At 62.2% G+C, this 13338-nt stretch carries 14 protein-coding genes and 1 pseudogene; 7 read left to right on the forward strand and 8 right to left on the reverse strand.

From position 1 onward, the window contains the following. Positions 1-135: 135 nt before the first annotated feature. Positions 136-405, forward strand: a pseudogene (locus tag E3O45_RS18330) (IS3 family transposase); the annotation flags it as partial. 10 nt (positions 406-415) lie between these two features. Here the strand turns inward: E3O45_RS18330 and E3O45_RS02440 are convergent. From E3O45_RS02440 to E3O45_RS02450, 3 genes are all read right to left on the reverse strand, one after another. Beyond that, positions 416-652, reverse strand: a complete 237-nt coding sequence (locus E3O45_RS02440) for a transposase (protein ID WP_092452494.1) — start codon at positions 650-652, stop codon at positions 416-418. A 184-nt stretch (positions 653-836) separates the two neighbouring features. After that, positions 837-1307: a cyanase gene (cynS, locus tag E3O45_RS02445; protein WP_092452497.1), complete on the reverse strand. Its 471-nt coding sequence runs from the start codon at positions 1305-1307 to the stop codon at positions 837-839. Between the two features lie 34 nt (positions 1308-1341). Beyond that, a complete protein-coding gene (locus tag E3O45_RS02450; RefSeq protein ID WP_134441473.1) occupies positions 1342-2001 on the reverse strand; it encodes a carbonic anhydrase in 660 nt (219 codons plus the stop codon). Positions 2002-2113: 112 nt separating this feature from the next. Here E3O45_RS02450 and cynR point away from each other — a divergent pair, with 112 nt between their 5' ends. Further along, positions 2114-2989: a transcriptional regulator CynR gene (cynR, locus tag E3O45_RS02455; RefSeq protein WP_134441474.1), complete on the forward strand. Its 876-nt coding sequence runs from the start codon at positions 2114-2116 to the stop codon at positions 2987-2989. A 957-nt stretch (positions 2990-3946) separates the two neighbouring features. On the opposite strand, the gene E3O45_RS02465 is transcribed toward cynR, so the two are convergent. From E3O45_RS02465 to E3O45_RS18185, 3 genes are all read right to left on the reverse strand, one after another. Further along, positions 3947-4642 carry a hypothetical protein gene (locus E3O45_RS02465; RefSeq protein ID WP_134441476.1) on the reverse strand — a complete coding sequence of 232 codons (696 nt, stop codon included), beginning with the start codon at positions 4640-4642 and terminating at the stop codon, positions 3947-3949. Continuing rightward, positions 4639-5196, reverse strand: coding sequence for a DUF2243 domain-containing protein (locus E3O45_RS18335; RefSeq protein WP_198418209.1), 558 nt, complete (start codon positions 5194-5196; stop codon positions 4639-4641). The genes E3O45_RS02465 and E3O45_RS18335 overlap by 4 nt, the downstream gene beginning before the upstream one ends. Positions 5197-5627: 431 nt before the next feature. Continuing rightward, entirely contained in the window at positions 5628-5750 is a 123-nt protein-coding gene (locus E3O45_RS18185) for a hypothetical protein (RefSeq protein ID WP_255411816.1), read from the reverse strand. On the opposite strand from E3O45_RS18185, the gene E3O45_RS02480 reads away from it, so the two are divergent. Further along, positions 5706-7172: a multicopper oxidase family protein gene (locus E3O45_RS02480; RefSeq protein ID WP_241978905.1), complete on the forward strand. Its 1467-nt coding sequence runs from the start codon at positions 5706-5708 to the stop codon at positions 7170-7172. The genes E3O45_RS18185 and E3O45_RS02480 overlap by 45 nt on opposite strands. 47 nt (positions 7173-7219) lie before the next feature. Then, entirely contained in the window at positions 7220-7642 is a 423-nt protein-coding gene (locus E3O45_RS02485; RefSeq protein ID WP_134441479.1) for a DUF302 domain-containing protein, read from the forward strand. A gap of 407 nt (positions 7643-8049) precedes the next feature. On the opposite strand, the gene E3O45_RS02490 is transcribed toward E3O45_RS02485, so the two are convergent. Further along, complete coding sequence (locus tag E3O45_RS02490) at positions 8050-8406, reverse strand: co-chaperone YbbN (RefSeq protein WP_134441480.1); 357 nt, start codon at positions 8404-8406, stop codon at positions 8050-8052. A 571-nt stretch (positions 8407-8977) separates the two neighbouring features. On the opposite strand from E3O45_RS02490, the gene E3O45_RS02495 reads away from it, so the two are divergent. Together E3O45_RS02495 and E3O45_RS02500 are read left to right on the forward strand one after the other, a co-directional pair. Beyond that, entirely contained in the window at positions 8978-9211 is a 234-nt protein-coding gene (locus E3O45_RS02495; RefSeq protein WP_134441482.1) for a hypothetical protein, read from the forward strand. Then, positions 9172-10917 (forward strand): SulP family inorganic anion transporter, encoded by a 1746-nt coding sequence (locus E3O45_RS02500; protein ID WP_134441483.1) that lies wholly within the window; start codon positions 9172-9174, stop codon positions 10915-10917. Before E3O45_RS02495 ends, E3O45_RS02500 begins: the two co-directional genes overlap by 40 nt. A 141-nt stretch (positions 10918-11058) precedes the next feature. Here E3O45_RS02500 and E3O45_RS17890 read toward each other — a convergent pair whose 3' ends face one another. Further along, positions 11059-12042 (reverse strand): hypothetical protein, encoded by a 984-nt coding sequence (locus E3O45_RS17890; RefSeq protein ID WP_241985186.1) that lies wholly within the window; start codon positions 12040-12042, stop codon positions 11059-11061. Between the two features lie 169 nt (positions 12043-12211). On the opposite strand from E3O45_RS17890, the gene E3O45_RS02515 reads away from it, so the two are divergent. Then, complete coding sequence (locus tag E3O45_RS02515; protein WP_255452950.1) at positions 12212-13234, forward strand: HNH endonuclease signature motif containing protein; 1023 nt, start codon at positions 12212-12214, stop codon at positions 13232-13234. Positions 13235-13338: the final 104 nt, after the last annotated feature.

A 13338-nucleotide genomic window follows, 5' to 3' on the forward strand; every position in this document is an offset into this window, starting at 1 on the left:
CCACGAATTGGAAGCAAGCCCTCAGCCAGCTCGTGATGATTTACCCCGACCGAATCAACCCCCACCTCTAACCAATTCCCAACACTTACACAAAAGATTTGACAGGCTCGGCCCGAGTTCCCCGACCGGTTCTACAGCCTCGCCGAAGCACGCTCGTTCTGCACCGAATTCTACGACTGGTACAACGGCGAACAACGTCATTCGGGCACTGGTATGCACACCCCGTTCAACGTTCACCACGGCCGCGCACCCGCTATCCATCACGCCCGCGCCCGCGTCCTCACGACCGCATATGCCGAGCATCCTGAACGCTTTGTGCGGCAGCACCCGCAGCCACCAACGTTCCCGACGACGACCTGGCTCAACGAACCCGAAAAGGAAGGAACGAACTCAATGACCGGCTAAAGAAACTGACTCACAAAGGTTGACATCTTCCCGGCATCGGCTCAGCCGCGGCGGCGACAGAGCGGGCCTCGTTCTCGGCGTTGAACTGCTTCACCCACAGGCCCAAAGACTGATCCGTGATGCCGAGCTCGTCGGCGACGTGCTTGTTCGGCCGGCCCGTCGTGATGACGAGCTGCACGGCCTCCGCGCGAAATTGAGGGGAGAACGAGCGCTTGGGCTTTTTCTCGTTACTGGTCAATTCGTTCAACTTCCTAGATCACGATGCCGTGTCCAAGAACAGTGAAACGCGCCAAACGGCCGCCCACCCGCCTCGACGTTGCGCGTGCGATGTCGATGGTGCGTCGGACGAAATCCATGATTTGTCGTTGCCTGCGAGGTTGTTTCATGGGATAGACGGCGGCCCCGATCGCGAGGCCGCCGCCAGGCCTGGTTTAGAAGGGTTTGGTGGGCAAGTATTTTCCGTCGAGGGTGATCACGGCACGTGAACCGCCTTCGGGGTCTTCAACTTTCTTGATGTCTAGTTTGAAGTTGATGGCGCTGATGATGCCGTCACCGAACTGTTCGTGGACCAGGGCCTTCAAAGTGGAGCCGTAAACGTGCATCATTTCGTAAAACCGGTAAACGGTGGGGTCGGTCGGGATGCCGCCGGGGTTGCTGCCGCGCAGCGGAATAGTCTGCAGCAAAATTGCGGCGTCCTTGCCCAGACCCAGCCGATCAGCGACGATTTCCGCAGCGGCTTCGGGCAACGGATGCTGACCGAGCAGGGCGGCGGTGACGAAGACAAGGCTCAGGCCAGTGCCATCGGTCAGTTCCTGCCAGGAGAGGTCCTTGCGCATCTTGGCGTCGATGATGGCGGCGGTCAGTTCCTCGCGCGGAGCCTGGGTGTTCTGGGAATGAATCATGGTGTTTTCCTTTTCTTTTGGTGATGTGAGGTGGTTAGGCGGCCAGGCCGGAGACGGCAGGCGTGGCATGGTCCTGCGTATTGCCCGCAAGTGGGTCAAAATGGCCGGTGCCACCGTGCAGGGTGTCCATGGAGCCGGTTTCGATGTCGTAGACCCAGCCGTGGAGGTTTAGCCGGTTTTGATCCAGGGCTAGGGCGACGGAGGGATGGGTCCTGATGTTGGTCAGCTGGGCGATGACGTTGCCGCGGACCATGGCCTTCAACGACTCCTGGGCCGATCCGTGGGTGCGGGCGGCGTTGACGGCCTTCGCCGCGTCGGCGTGGGCAAGCCAGTTGGCCACAGCCGGCAAGTGGTCCAGGTTCGTGTCGGTCGCGATGGCAGTCATCGCTCCGCAGTCGGAATGGCCACAGATGATGATGTCCGTGACGCCCAGGACGGCGACCGCGTACTCGACTGTCGCGGAGACACCGCCGGGCTCCGGGCCGTAGGCGGGCACGATGTTGCCGGCGTTGCGGATCACGAACAGGTCACCCGGTTCCTGTTGGGTCAGCAGCTCTGGCACGACCCGGCTATCCGAGCAAGCAATGAACAAGGCCTTCGGGTTCTGGCCGGTGGCCAGCTCCTTGAAGAGTCCAGAGCGCGCCGGAAAGGCTTCCCGTTGGAATTTCAGAAAGCCTTTAATGATGTCTTGCATGGGCTGTCTCCTCGATGTTTTGGGGGATAACTCAAGGATGACGGAAACTATATATAGTGTCCAAGACCTCTTTATGATGGATTCGATAAGTAATTTCTATAGTTAGAGAATCATGATATTGCGCCACATTCGTTACCTGGCCGCGGTCGCGGAACACCAAAACTTCACTCGTGCGGCCGAGGCGCTCCATGTCTCCCAACCGACGCTGTCGCAACAGATCAAGCAACTGGAGAACTCGTTGCACGTCCAGCTCTTGGATCGGTCCGGACGGACCGTGCGGTTGACAGACGCTGGCGAGACCTTTTTGCGCTATACCCGCCGCGCCCTGCGGGACCTTGACGCCGGAACCCGGGCCATCCACGACGTGCAGGACCTGAGCCGCGGATCGCTCCGGTTGGCGATGACTCCCACTTTCACCGCATACCTGATCGGTCCACTAGTCGAACGCTTCGGCACCCGCTATCCCGGCATCACCCTGAGCCTGCAGGAGATGACCCAGGACCGCATCGAGGTGGCGCTGGCCGAGGACACCCTCGATCTAGGCATCGCATTTGCCGAGGTGCGTTCGTCCGAGATCGAGGCCCAGGCGTTGTTCGTCGAAACCCTCGGCTTGGTTGTCGGCAACAACCACCCCCATGCCGGACAGCAGGCACCCATGACCCTGCGGGAGTTGGAACAGGAGCAGCTTGTGCTGCTCAGAAGCGATTTTGCGACTCGGCGCCACATCGACGGGTACTTCCGGGACCACGGGGTTGCCCCGCGCATCGCGATCGAAGTTGACTCCGTCAGCGCGATCATGGAAATCGTTCGCCGCGGCCAGCTCGCCACCATGCTGCCCGAAGCCATTGCCCGCGAACAGCACGGGCTCAACCCGGTTGCCGTACTGCCAGCCATTCCACACCGTACCGCAGCCCTGCTCAGACGAAAAGGCGCGTACATGAGCGCAGCCAGCCGGGCCTTCACCGAGCTTATATCGACGTGGAGCTAGCCGCCTGACCCTGCCGCGGCCAACGCAGCCACCCTCAAAAGACCTGTCCAACACTACCGATACGTCACAGAGAAAACCAACGAGGGCGCTGGGTGGCACGAAACATCATCGCGGGGATGTCCTGTCTCGGGACGTCCCTGAACTTTATGTCTCGGGACCTCCCTGACACTTATTTCTTAGGTCGTTTCTGGCGTTTCCGGGACACGTTGTGTTCGCGGCAGAATCGGGTCACAGCCCCTCGAGGGGCGTCGTCGGGCCCGAAAGCGATGATGAGGCGGAGGTCGGTGCGGGATGGGTTATGTGTCATTCCCTATCGTGCGGGTTCCGCGTCCCGCTGCCGAACCAAGCCCTCGAGACGGGGTGCAATAACGAAAGTCAGCGAGGTGCTGAGACAGAACTGTCAGATTGGGAACGAGACTTTACACGTGGGGTGTGACACCCCCGTGTTGGCCTTCAAAAACCACAGGCCGAACCCTTGTAAGCCGGAGCGAAGAAAATCGCGGTCCTCCGCGTCCCAGCTCCAGCATGACTAAGGTCCCGGTCGCGTCCTGGGCGAGGGTCTGGTCGATCTGCAGGCCGATTTCGGTCCCCGGCACCATCTCCCCGGAGGCCAGGTGCGATGCGATGAGTTTCTGTGACACGTTGTATGCCACGGTAAGCGCCCTCCCTCGATAGCGGTGCCCACCGACATCCGTCGGTATGAATTGGCCTCCGGGGCATGCCACTGATCCGAGGTAGGCCACTCGTGGCACCGGGGCTAGCCTTCTCAGAGAGAATGGACATCCGCGATACCGGATAGATGGGCGACTCAAGCAGACTACACCGCTACCCGCTTGAGCGCATTTGAGTAGGCCGGGCGATCTTGATCATTCTGTCGACGGATGAGGTCCAGGACCGTGCGGCACTGTGCGCGCTCGCACGGCGCCTGGACCTCAGTTTTGAGCCGTTCGCTCGCAGCTAGTGCAGGACTCCGCAGGCAACCGGGTCAGTTGCCTCGGCGGGGAGGGTGGGGTCGAGCTCACTTGCACCCTCGGGAACGCTGAGGTTGTATGTTCCGTTGCCGTCGTAGTCGTTTCCGTGGATTACGACAACACCTTCACCATCGCGGATGGCCTCGGCAATCTGCGCGGCGGTGCCGATCCCTTCGGCTCCCGGATAGCCTGTTCCCGCCACGTCCGTGAATCTGATGTTGGTCCGGAGGTAGTTATAGGAGCCATTTTTCGAGACAGGGAATCGGGAAACGTCCAGAAAACTGGCCGGCGTAGTGTCTCCACTGGTGTTCAAGGACACCACAACGGGGCCGTACGCCGGAACACCCTCAACGGTGTTCAGTCGTCCGTCACCGTTGCTGTCCAACGCGAGCGTAGGACACTCATTCAAGGCCTGTTCGCCGTAGTGGATGTGCTGTGCGTGCGGAGCATCGGGCGTCAAACCCCTCGCGCGGATCCCGATCGCCCGGATCGTCTCGCCGCGAACGACCGCGACCGCCGTTCCAGACGCTCCTGAGCCGTTAAGCTCTGTGAGGTGGGCGGTCAGCACCGCGTTGCCGCGCACCGATTTTGGGACATGCGCTGATGCCGGCGCAGCGCCCAGTGACATGGCGATGAGCGCAGCTGCACTCGCGCCCAGCACCAGTCTGATGTTCTTCTTCACGATTCACTCCTATGTGTCCTCGCCCATCGGGACGATCCCGACGGTAAATGCGACAGCGTTGATACGTAACCCTCAGCCGAATGCCTTGGCATTATGCGAACGCACGCACGCATGCCTGCGGCGAAGAGTATCCGCAAATCGGGTTTCCGGACAGTGGTGATTGCTGACTCTGTACGCATGCTTGCGCCTGCCCCTTGCCGCTCCTCGCCGCACGGGTCTTGCCCCACCCTGCTCCGTGTCGGCCCGCGGTATCTCTGTGTGACGTCGCTGTTTATCCAGATCTCGTCATCAGAGCACCCAGCGCTAACACAAAGCGCGCGATCGGCGGTGGGCGACCTCTCAGACGTTGCCGGCGTCGCGGCGCTGGGGAGCATGTGGTGCCACTGCAGGATCTGATGCAGCAGGCTCCCATCCACGAATTCACCCAATCCGATACCGAAGATGGTGCCGGGTAGACCGATCCCGCGGGGCTGTGCGCGCGTCCCCCCGATCGGGGTCGAGATGGTGACGAGCTTGGCGCTAACAATGGCCTTCCGATTCCACCCGTTCGTCATGGCTTCACGCTATATCCCGCGACGCCGGGGCCGAGTTCGAAGCTGTCAAGTCCTCGCGTTGGGCCCTTTTTGTTGCGTGAGTTTTAGCCGGTTGCACCGGTGTGTGAGGTACGTGCCGTTTCACGTGCGCGGACGATCTACTCAGCCAAGACTTATACCTCTAGGGGTATGGTGGAGATGCGGATCAGTAAACGAAAGGAAGTAACTCAGATGATGTGGGGTAACGGAAGTATGGGATGGTCCTGGGGGTTCGGCCTACTAGCTATTGCCGGTGTCGCCGTGCTTATTTATGTCATTGTTCGTTTTTTGTCGAACAAATCCGGAAGCGATGACACGCGATCTGCTCCGAGGCAAGCTAATTCGGCCGGTGCCAGGCAGATTCTTGAGGAGCGGTTCGCTCGGGGGGAGCTCACTGCGGAGCAGCTGCGTGATCAGCTGCGGGTGCTCGAGGAGGGCCGGTAGTGCCCGGTCTTAGTCGCCGTAGCGCCCTGATCCTCGGCGGGGTCGGGATTGCGGCCACGGCTGTGGGCGGAGCGGGTTTCTTTGTCAATCAACGGATCTCCTCGACGACGTCACCGGCTATACCGTCCGGGAGCGACCTCGTCGAGCCCCCGGAGCTACGAAGCGTCAGCGGTACTCTCACCGTTGATCTCGAGTCTTCCCCCCAACAGGTGACCATTGCTGGTCGTGATGTGCGTGCGCTGAGTTACAACGGTGGCGTGCCCGGCCCCACACTGCGCGTTCGAGCGGGAGACACCCTCAACGTCAGCCTTCGCAATGGGCTGGCAGATCCGAGCAACCTGCACGTGCACGGTCTCCATGTCTCGCCCGAGAACAACAGCGACAACATGTTCGTCACCGTCGCAGCCGGCGCCTCCTTTGATTATCAGTACGAATTGCCCGCCAATCACCCGCCGGGCGTGTACTGGTATCACCCGCACCACCATGGTTTCGTGGCCGATCAGGTATTCGGCGGGCTTTACGGCGCCATTATTGTTGAAGACCCCGACCCCATCCCGGCCAGCCGGGAACGTGTCCTCGTCATTTCCGACATCACCCTTGATTCCGCGGGAACAATTCCAGCGGCCACAGCGATGGAGAAAATGTCCGGACGCGAGGGAGACCTCGTCCTGGTCAACGGTCAGCTCACCCCCAGTATGACTTCCCGCCCTGGTGAGCGGGAACGATGGCGCATCGTAAATGCCTGCGTGTCCCGCTATCTGCGGCTGCGCCTCGACGGGCAGCAGCTGTCCCTCCTCGGAATTGACTCCGGACGGTTCGAAGCCGCGCACGACGTCGACGAGGTCGTGCTGGCCCCGGGGAACCGGGCCGACCTTCTCGTCACCGGCACGGCCGGCAGCTCCGTGCTGCGTACGCACACCTATGACCGAGGTATGTCCGGCGGAATGATGATGGGAGGCGGAAGCTCCGCTGGAGCCGACGACGTCGCGCTGGCCTCCTTTGTCGTGACCGGTGACGACGTCACGACAGTCGCCGCCATACCCGGCCAGCCCGCTCCACGAGACCTTCGCACGGCTACCGTAACCGCTCGACGCGAGTTGATCTTCGCGATGGGAATGGGCGGGGACACGGGCAGTGGCATGGGCGGAAACATGGATGGCGGAATGGGTGGAGGAGTGGGTGGGGGCATGATGTCAGCCACGATCAACGGCCAGGTATTCGATGCCACCCGGGTCGACACGACCGTGCAATTCGACAGTGTGGAGGATTGGTTGCTGACAAATACCAGCCCGCTCGATCACCCCATGCACCTGCACGTGTGGCCGATGCAGATTATCGAACAGTCAGGCCAGCCCGTCAAAACCATCATGTGGCAAGACGTCGTGAACATCCCGGCACGCAGCACCGTGCGAGTACGTATCGCGTTTGACGACTTCAGCGGACGTACCGTGTACCACTGCCACATTCTTGACCACGAAGACAGAGGAATGATGGGAGTTATCACCGCAAACTGACAGTAGCCGCAACCATCAATTCGAAAAAAATGGATTAGGAGAAATCAATGAACTACGCACACACCATCACCGTCTCGCTGCCCTACGAAGTAGCCGTCTCCAGGGTGCGGGAAGAACTAGCCAACCAAGGATTCGGCGTTCTTACCGAAATCGACGTCCACCCGACCTTCGAAACGAAACTCGGCGTGGAAAGTGCGCAGGCACTGGGCGACTACCTGATCTTGGGTGCCTGTAACCCCGCCCTCGCCGAACAGGCGCTTACTGCAGAGCCCGACATGGGCTTGCTGCTTCCGTGTAACGTCGTCATTCGACGAAGCCCGTCAGCGACTATCACCACGGTTCAAGCTATCAACCCACAAACCATGGTCCAGCTGAGCAATTCCCCGGGGATACAGAACGTTGCTGATCAAGCCGATCAGCGTCTTCTCGCCGCGCTAGCCGCTCTCCAAGGAGAAAGCAGCAGCAAGTAATACGCGGTCTAGCCCGCTGAAGCACGGCCAGAATTTTATGGCCGTGTCAGGCGCTAGCCGCGCTGGTGGTCCGATTGGCGATCTGGCAGGCTTCACTAAAAGATGGGCCGGGTGCCGTTAGCGTCCGAGCAGCCGGGACCAGAAGGAGCCAGTCGATTTTTCTTTCACGTGCCCGGCGCATTGTTGGTTGCGTGGCACACCGCGCATGACCTGATCAATGTGCTGACCGCAGCCCGCCCACGTTGTCTTTTGGCACACTTTGCACGTTACGGCACGACACATAAGGATCTCCATTCAATTCGGTGAACTAATCATAAAATAATACACCAGGGGGTATTCTGGCCGGGTGGTGACAGGACGGGCCGCCTGTGAGCCTGCTGCGAAGCGGTTTCGCGGGGGCGCGAGGTTTAGCGGGTGGCGATACTGGCGCGCACGTCGTCCATGTCGAGGCTCTCGACGCCGGCAATGAGCTCTTCCAGGCTGGCCGCGTTCAGGGCGCCTGGCTGGGAAAAGACGAGTACGGAGTCCCGAAATGCCATCAGCGTGGGGATGGAACGGATGCCCGCGGCTGCGGCCAATCCCTGTTCGGCTTCGGTGTCGACTTTTCCAAAGGTGATTGCGGGGTGTTTTTCAGACGCCGCGCTGAATGTCGGGGCAAAACTGCGACACGGGCCGCACCATGCGGCCCAGAAATCAACCAGCACGATGGGGCTCTGGGCAATGGTCGCGTCAAAGGTGGTCTCGGTGAGATCCGTAATAGCCATAAAAACAGTATATACCTACTAGGGTATTTTGCATACCGCGTAGGGTATACGCCAACTTGGCAGATATCCAGCGCGGAAACGGCCTACAAAGAGTTGATCACACACACCTGGCCGACGTATTCGGAGACCGCGTCCCATCAGATCACCTCTCGCCGGGAGCGGAACATGGCCAGAATGCAGGTGCGCCCCTGGGTGAGGTTGCCGACGGATGCCTCGGTGCGCGAGGTCACGGATCGAGCGTTGGCGAGGTCGCCGAAGGTTCAATCGGCGACGACAGCATGGTGACAAGTCTTGCAGCTTCAGGCGAGTGTAGGCGCCCTCGCGCTGTGGATCCCACATGCAGGGTTTTCTGGCACAGGACCTGGATGTTTATAGTTTTGGGCTCCCATTTTTACACGTTTCCCACCAGATTCGCAGCAATTTGAACCCCTGAATCCCCGGTAAGCACCGGGACTCAGGGGTTTTTCCGTGCCTCGAAATCGCGCAACCTGTGAAAAGGTGCAGCCTGGTTGAGACGCTTGGCGATCGAGGGCTGACCGGGCGATCGTGCAGCCAACCTATGCTGAATCACATGGCAACCGCAGACGCCACCCTGCTCTGCATCATCCTGGTATTTCTCGCCATCTTCCAGCTGCTGCTGATCGCAGGCCTGCCGCTCGGGCGGTTCGCCTGGGCCGGCCGGCACGAGGTGCTGCCGACGCACTTGCGCATCGGCACACCCGATGAAGTCCAGACAGCAGACGAGGACCGGACTACCGTGAAGTCATGCCAATCGGCGGATTCCGCGGCGTTGCCTTCAGTCTGATCCCGGGGCTGAACACCGCCCTGCACTACCAGCGCGCGTGGCTGATGCCTGATCTGCGCGCCGGCATCGTGCTCAGCTTCCTGCTGATCCCGGCCGGTATGGGCTACGCGGAGGCCTCCGGGCTGCCCGCGCACACCGGCCTGTACGCGACGATCGTGCCGCTGCTGGTCTACGCCGTCTTCGGCCCATCGCGCATCCTCGTGCTCGGTCCCGACTCGGCGCTCGCCCCGATCATCGCAGCGTCGATCCTGCCGTTGGCGCTCGGCAATACCGAGCGAGCGATTGCCCTCGCCGGACTCCTCGGCCTGATGGTCGGCGTCATCCTGCTCGTTGCCGGAGTGCTGCGACTCGGCTTCGTCACCGACCTGCTCTCCAAGCCGATCCGGGCCGGCTACCTCAACGCAGTTGCTTTGCTCGTGATCATTTCGCAGATTCCCAAGCTGCTCGGGTTCTCCATCGACGTTCCCGGCCCGATTCAGGGGATGGGCGCAATCATGCAGGCCGCTGCGGCGGGGAGCATTGTCGTCGCCGCGATGCTGCTCGGCCTCGCCTCCCTCGCCGTCATCGTCGGGTTGCGTTTCCTGCTCGGAGGGCGCATCCCTGGCGTGCTGATCGCGGTCGTCGCGTCCATTGTGGTTACGGCGATCTTCTCGCTGCAGAACGTGCTTCCGATCGTCGGCGCCATGCCGCAGGGGCTCCCCGCACCGGCGCTCGGCGGCCTCGTCTGGGGCGACGTGGTTTCGCTGATCGGACCGGCGCTGGGCATAGCGCTCATCGCCTTCGCTGACACCGGGGTGCTCTCCCGCACGCTCGCGGCGCGCCGCGGTGACAGTGTGAACGGCAGCCAGGAGATGGCCGGACTCGGACTCGCCAATATCGGGGGCGGGTTCTTCGGCGGCTTTCCGATCTCCGCCTCCACCTCACGCACGCCCGTCGCCGAGCAGGCAGGGGCGCGATCCCAGCTGACGAACGTCGTTGGTGCCCTGATCATTGTCGTCTTCATGCTTGTTGCCCCCGGCGTAACCGGGTACCTCCCGTCGGCCACACTCGGCGCCGTGGTCATTGTGGCCGCCGCCAGCCTGGTCAATGTTTCGGGCGTCTCGCGATTGTGGCGGATCGACAAAACGGATGCCCTGCTTTCGATCGCCGCGTTCCTCGGCGTTTTTCTGGTGGGCGTTTTGCAGGGCATTCTCGTCGCGATCGGGCTGTCTCTGGTGGCGTTCGTGATCCGCGCGTGGCGTCCGTATCGGGCGGAGCTCGGGCGCATTCCGGGTGTGCGCGGGTACCATGACCGCTCCCGGCATCCGGATGCCGATCGCGTTCCCGGCATCGTTATTGTGCGTTTCGACGCCCCGCTGTTCTTTGCCAACGGGGGTATCTTTGATTACTACGTGCGCTCGGTGGTGCGGCGGGCGGAGCGGGAATCGGAGGCTGATGGCACGCCGATTCACACCGTCATCCTTGCCGCCGAGCCGATCACCGATATCGATACGACCGCCATTGACGAACTGCTCGAGCTTGACGAGTACCTCGCGTCTCGGGGGGTGACGCTCGTGCTCGCCGAGATGAAGGGGCCGGTGAAGGACCGGCTGCAGGCCTTCGGACTGGGCAACAGGTTTCCACCCGAGCGGCTCGCGCCGACGGTGGGCGCCGCGGTTGATGCTGCGAGTGGGGAGCTTCGCGACGATATCGGCGGAGCGATTTGAGGTGGTCGCGGTGGCCTCTGACTCGGGGCGCTGCGACCTCACCAACGAAGTAGACCACTACATTTAGTCCCTTCGCTCGGCTCAAACTCGCGCTCGATCGCTGGCCCGTCCGACGCGCGCATGGCTCTCGCTGAAAAGCAACTACGATTTCCCTGCGAGACCCGGCCATTTCGGTTGGTCGAGCTTGCCGAGACCGCCATGAACCAGCGCGAGCAGGCCTGCGAGACCCGCCCGTTTCCGTTGGTCGAGCTTGCCGAGACCGCCGTGGACTGGCCTGAGCCGGTCTCGACAACGCGCGGTCTGCCCGAATGCATATTCGCACAGAAATCCAAACATATTTGAGAATCTCTCGACTCTGGTGCATGGTTTTGGTATCCTTCTTCTATGAGCCAGAGCGGCGATACTCCCCAGCCGGGCCGTGTCGATCCGTTCTTCGCGGCTCACGGCTACTGGTCGTCTACACCCGAGGAGCGTGCCGAGTTCGAGGTGTTCTGGGCGCAGTGTCAGGCTGATTGGCGGCTCCAACTGGCCGAGGGGCTCGGAGATTGCGCCCCGTACGATGACCTCGACCTGGAACCGGTCAACACGGAATCGGTCAACCTGGCATCGGTGAGGGCGGAACCGGTCAACCGGGAATCGGTGGCTCCGGCAGCTGGCCGCCCGGAGCTGATTGACGGCCCGACCATTCCGGCCGACCTCGATCTGACCGAGGTATTCGCTGCGGTGCCGCCCGAGCACCTCTTCGATGAGGACCTCCGCGAGGAGTTCCTGTATACGAACTACCTCGCGGACAATTTCCTCCCGGTCGATTTCATCCCGGACGAATGCACCACTGACGGATGCACCACTGACGGATGCACCGCTGACGAGCGGTGCACTGACCGTGCCGAGGCTGACCCGGTTGAGGCTGACCCGGACCAACCCGGCATGGCCCCTGGTGGCCCCGCGGAGGTGCTGAGTCCGTTCCAGCGGCACCAGGCGCAGTTCGTCGACCGGGTGATCTACCTCGAGAAGGTGATCGCGTGGGCGCAGGCGAGTAAGGCTGAGGTCTTGACTGAGGCGTGGGATTACACCACTAACAGTGCTGAGACCGGCCGTCCCCAGGCCGGTCCGCAGCATGAGCATGACTGGGATGCGACCTTCGCCGCTCAGCAGGGCCTAGTCGCCGAAATGGCCTGTGCGCTGCGCATCCCGGCCGGGACAGCGTCTGGCCTGTTGCGGGAGAGCCGGGTGCTGGTCGAGTCCCGGCCCGAGACCCTCGATGCTCTCCGCACTGGGGAGATCTCCCTGCGGCATGCCCAGCGGCTGCTCGAACAGCTCGATTCCGTCTCCGAGCCCGCCCGCGCCGAGTTGGAGGCNCCAGCTCGATTCCGTCTCCGAGCCCGCCCGCGCCGAGTTGGAGGCGGTGTTGCTGCCGCACGCTCGCAAACTCACCGCGACGCAGTTCGACGGCAAGGCCCGCAAGCTGCGGGAGCGGTTCCACCCCGACAGCATCACCGTTCGCCGCACCCGGTGCCTGGCCGACCGCAAGGTGCAGTTCTTCCCCGACCAGGACGGCATGGCCACCCTGTGGTTACGTGCGGCGGGAGACGACGTGCAGAGTATCTATACCCGGGTCACCGATGCTGCGATCAGTCTGCAGGGCCCCGATGAGCCCCGCACCCTCAGCCAACTCCGCGCCGACGTCGCCATCGACCTGCTCCAGCAGGGCGTCACCGGCACAGGTCTCGGCGCCGGCCTCACCGCCAACGTCAACATCACCGTCCCCGTCCTGACCCTGATGGGTGTGACTGAGGAACCCGCCGACCTCGAAGGCTACGGCCCGATCGACCCGGAGACCGCCCGCCGGCTCGCTGGGACGGCGACGAGTTTCCTCCGCGTCCTCACTCACCCGCACACCGGCATCGTCCTCGACGTCAGCTCCACCCCGTTCCGCGTGCCCGCGGCGCTGAAGAAATACCTGCGCCTACGCGATGGAACCTGCCGGTTCCCCGGCTGCAACCGCTCCGCCGGCCACGCCGACCTTGACCACACCATCGATAAACAATTCGGCGGCCCCACCACCGCCACCAACCTCCACTTCCTCTCGCCCGCCCACCACAACCTGAAGCACTTCTCCGATTGGAAAGCCGTCGCCAACCCCGACGGCACCGTCCACTGGACCAGCCCCGCCGGCAAACACTACGCCACCGACCCCGCCACCCGCATCAACCCGCACCTGCAGCAAACCGAAACGCCACCACCGGCACCATCCCCACCAGACGAACCCCTGAGTGACCCCTGGAACACCACCTGGAACACCGACGGGACCAACTGAGCTGCCGCGGGGATTTCGGACAGCGGAATTAGTGGTTTCTTCTACGCTGCCAGGGCTGGCTTTTCATAACCGTAGTGCACTTCGTTAGGCCGTCGGTACCCGAG

It is taken from the genome of Cryobacterium sp. TMS1-20-1 (assembly GCF_004402355.1).
Classification (GTDB): domain Bacteria; phylum Actinomycetota; class Actinomycetes; order Actinomycetales; family Microbacteriaceae; genus Cryobacterium; species Cryobacterium levicorallinum.

Excerpts from the sequence above, each read along its gene's own strand:
- E3O45_RS02490 (WP_134441480.1), bottom strand. The coding sequence starts at position 8,406 with ATGGCTATTACGGATCTCACCGAGACCACCTTTGACGCGACCATTGCC.
- E3O45_RS02450 (WP_134441473.1), bottom strand. The coding sequence starts at position 2,001 with ATGCAAGACATCATTAAAGGCTTTCTGAAATTCCAACGGGAAGCCTTT.
- E3O45_RS18335 (WP_198418209.1), bottom strand. The coding sequence starts at position 5,196 with ATGACGAACGGGTGGAATCGGAAGGCCATTGTTAGCGCCAAGCTCGTC.
- E3O45_RS02500 (WP_134441483.1), top strand. The coding sequence starts at position 9,172 with ATGCCAATCGGCGGATTCCGCGGCGTTGCCTTCAGTCTGATCCCGGGG.
- cynS (WP_092452497.1), bottom strand. The coding sequence starts at position 1,307 with ATGATTCATTCCCAGAACACCCAGGCTCCGCGCGAGGAACTGACCGCC.
- E3O45_RS02485 (WP_134441479.1), top strand. The coding sequence starts at position 7,220 with ATGAACTACGCACACACCATCACCGTCTCGCTGCCCTACGAAGTAGCC.
- cynR (WP_134441474.1), top strand. The coding sequence starts at position 2,114 with ATGATATTGCGCCACATTCGTTACCTGGCCGCGGTCGCGGAACACCAA.
- E3O45_RS02495 (WP_134441482.1), top strand. The coding sequence starts at position 8,978 with ATGGCAACCGCAGACGCCACCCTGCTCTGCATCATCCTGGTATTTCTC.
- E3O45_RS17890 (WP_241985186.1), bottom strand. The coding sequence starts at position 12,042 with ATGCTCATGCTGCGGACCGGCCTGGGGACGGCCGGTCTCAGCACTGTT.